We start from the raw sequence: 1,787 nt of genomic DNA on the forward strand, positions 1-1,787 counted from the left end.
CGCACGCGGCCTGCGTTCGCCACGCGGGTGCGGCGCACAACAAAGAGCCTGGTCACAGGCCGTAAAGCACGACTGCCCGCCGGATTCCCCCCGGCGGGCAGTACGCATTTTGTACACGCGGCTTTGATCACGGCTCCGCAGCGCGCTTCGCGAGTGCGGACTTCCGGCCCGCGTCGAGCGCGTTCGCCACCTCGTCCAGCCGGTCCGGCCACAGGTGCCCGTAGACGTCCAGCGTCATGGCCGCGGACTTGTGCCCGAGCATCTGCTGGACCACCTTCACGTCCGCCCCGGCCGCGATGGCGAGCGACGCCGCGGTGTGCCGCAGCTTGTGCGGCGTCACCCCGAGGCCGTCCAGACCCGCAGCCTTCACCGCCGGGTCGAACACCGCCGGGCGCCACGTGCTGTACCGCAGGTGCTCCCCCTCGGGACCGGCGAACAGCAACTCCCGCTGACCGCGCTTGCCGACCAGCGGGCGCAACTCCTCCACCATCGACGCCAGCAGCGGCACGGACCGCTTCTCCCGGTTCTTCACCGGACCAAGCTTCATGCCGCCCTTGACCCGCGAGTGCGCCTGGACGATGCGCAGCCGGCGCGCCTCCAACTGGACGCGTCCGACCTCCAGCGCGGTCGCCTCTCCCCAGCGGATGCCGCAGTAGCCCAGCACCAGCAGCAACGGGCGGTGCTCCCCTGCCGCGTCCGCCAGGGCCTCCAACTGTTCATGGGTGAGGTAGACGTGTTCGTCGTCGTCCTCCGGCGGCGGCAGGTCGTGACCGACCGCCGGGCTGACCGCTATGCGGCCCGTGCGCACCGCATGCTTCATCGCCATGGAGAACACCAGATGCGTCTTGGCGATGCGAGCCGGCGACAACAGGCCCCCGCGCTTGCCCGGCTGTCTGCACAGCTCGGTGATCCAGCCGGACACGTCCTCCCACCGGATCGCGGCCACCTGCCATGTGCCCCACTTCGGGATCACGTACAGGTCGAGCAGCTCGCGGTAGTCGTTCCGGGTGCGCTCGGCTTGCTTGCGCAACGAGCCGTGCCACTCCTCGGCGACCACCGAGAACGCGGCCTTCCCCGACTGAGGGTCGCGGTAACTGCCCTTGTCGAGCCGCGCCGTGATGGCGTTCTTCTCCGCCTCGGCCGGCGGCAGCGTGCCGAACGTCTTCGCCTTGGGCTTCCCGTCCGGGCCGTACCACCGCACCCGCCACCGGCCCGGCGGCTGCCTCTTGCTGCCCTCCCGCTTCGCCGCCTTCCACTTCTCCACGGCCGCCTGGTAGTCCGCGTGGTTCTCCCGGTCCTCGATCCACACCCGGGCCATCAGGACTCCTCCCATGGCTCGGGATCGCGGCGCTTCTCCGCCTCCAGGTCGACTGCGCCCCACTCCGCCGAGCGCTCGAAGAACTCCCGCTTCGCCTGCAACGCCTCGGGGGTCCGCTCACCTCGGACATACACTCCGCCTGCGCTCCGGCGTCCCGGGGGCAGGCCGTAGAGCTGGTACTCCAGCATGGCGGTGCGGGCGTCGCCCTCTGGAATGCGAAGAGGTCGCTCGTTGCTGGCCCACTCCCAGGCCGTATCGGCAGGGACCTCTCCCGCGCCGGTAACCTCAACCGTCTTGCCCGCCCCGTCTTCCAGCGGCAGCAGCAGCGCGGCCGGCGAGACGTTGAAGACGGCAGCGAGCGCCACCAGGTCATCAGCCGTCACCTGGCGGTCGCCCTTCTCCATGCGAGTGATCCCGGAAGCTGGGATGTACCGCCCGTTGCGCTCGAGCTCGCCGGAGAGCTGTCGTG

The 1,787-nt window shown here is 70.3% G+C and carries 2 protein-coding genes; both read right to left on the bottom strand.

What is annotated here, in order from left to right; all coding sequences use genetic code 11:
* Positions 1-127: 127 nt before the first annotated feature.
* Positions 128-1,318, bottom strand: a complete 1,191-nt coding sequence (locus QC029_RS30365; RefSeq protein WP_279559065.1) for a site-specific integrase — start codon at positions 1,316-1,318, stop codon at positions 128-130.
* On the bottom strand, positions 1,318-1,787 hold a 470-nt coding region (locus QC029_RS30370; protein ID WP_279559066.1), incomplete at its 5' end, for a helix-turn-helix domain-containing protein. The genes QC029_RS30370 and QC029_RS30365, both read right to left, overlap by 1 nt.

It is taken from the genome of Streptomyces sp. DH37, from assembly GCF_029813835.1.
Taxonomy (GTDB): domain Bacteria; phylum Actinomycetota; class Actinomycetes; order Streptomycetales; family Streptomycetaceae; genus Streptomyces.